The sequence below is a fragment of the Streptomyces sp. URMC 126 genome, assembly GCF_051386555.1.
Lineage (GTDB): Bacteria > Actinomycetota > Actinomycetes > Streptomycetales > Streptomycetaceae > Streptomyces.
In genome coordinates this window covers 1-1,299 of the sequence record NZ_JBPQTX010000610.1, presented here as the reverse complement: position 1 = coordinate 1,299, position 1,299 = coordinate 1, and the positions used below count along the sequence as shown (strand labels likewise).

The 1,299-nt window shown below is 79.4% G+C and carries 1 protein-coding gene; it reads left to right on the top strand.

Going from position 1 to position 1,299, the window contains the following annotated elements:
- Nucleotides 1-186 precede the first annotated feature (186 nt).
- Nucleotides 187-1,068 carry a UbiA family prenyltransferase gene (locus tag ACSNOK_RS33085; RefSeq protein WP_436784482.1) on the top strand — a complete coding sequence of 294 codons (882 nt, stop codon included), beginning with the start codon at nt 187-189 and terminating at the stop codon, nt 1,066-1,068.
- The last annotated feature ends 231 nt before the right edge of the window (nt 1,069-1,299 follow it).

Here is a 1,299-nt window from a genome sequence, read left to right as displayed (position 1 = left end):
GGCCCGCGCCGGGGGGCGGGGCCGGACGGGGCGTCCTGAGGCGGACCGGACGCCCGGGAACGCCCGTTCGTCCGCTTCCGGGTGTCTTCCCCGGTTCCCCCGCCGGGTGGTGCTCCGGGCGCCGTGGACCGCCCGTCCGGAGGAGCGACGGGGCCGCCGCCGGGCCGTCCGCCCTACGATCGCGGAGTGGATACGACGGACGCGTGGGACACGGACCGGACGCCGACGGCCGCCCGCGCCGCTGGTACCGGGCCGGTCGTGGGCCTCGCGGCGTCCTGCCACCCCGTTCCGGCGGTCGCCGTCACGGGGCTGGTGACGGGGTCGGCCGTGGCCGCCGGGCACACCGCGGCCGGCTGCGCGCTGGTGGCGGGCGCGGTGCTCACCGGTCAGCTGTCCGTCGGCTGGTGCAACGACGCGTTCGACGCCGCCCGGGACGCCGCCGCCGGGCGGCACGGCAAGCCCGTGGCGGCGGGGACGGTCCGCCCCCGCACGGTGTGGATCGCGGCGTGGGCGGCGCTCGCGCTGTGCGTCCCGCTGTCGCTGGCCGCCGGCCCGCTCGCCGGGACCGTCCACCTGGCCGGGGTGGCGGCCGCCTGGGCGTACGACCTGTGGTGGAAGGCCACGGTCTGGTCCTGGCTGCCGTACGCCGTGGGTTTCGCCTCGCTGCCCGCGTTCGTGACGCTCGGTCTGCCCGGGGGTCCGTGGCCCGCCTGGTGGGTCGTCGCGGCGGCGGCGCTGCTGGGCGCCGGCGCCCATCTGGCCGACACTCTCCCGGACATCGCGGCCGACCTCGCGGTCGGCGTGCGCGGACTGCCGCACCGGCTGGGCGCGCCCGCCGTACGGAGGGTGCTGCCGGCCGTCCTCGTGGCGGCCACCGCCGTGCTGACCCTCGGCCCGCCAGGACCGCCGTCCGCCCCGGGAACGACCGCCCTGGCCACGGCGGCACTCACCACCCTCACCGGCTCCACACTCGCCCACCGCCACCCCGGCGCGCCGTTCGCCGCAGCGGTTCTGGTGGCGGGCGTGGACGTGGCACTGCTGCTCGTCGAGGGGGCGGTAACGGGCTGAGGCGTCGCGGGGCCGGGCCCGGCGGCGCGGCGGACGGCCTGCGGCTGGGCCGGGGTCCGTGCGACGCGGTGCGGTACGGGTCGGCGGCCATGGCGCGGGCCGTCTTGCACGACCACCGGCAGGCGCGGGGTCCCGGCCGGGCGGCCCAGGCGGGGCCCGTACGACGCGGTGCGATACGGGTCGCCGACCATGACGCGGGACGTCTTGACAACCACCGGCAAGCGCGGGGTC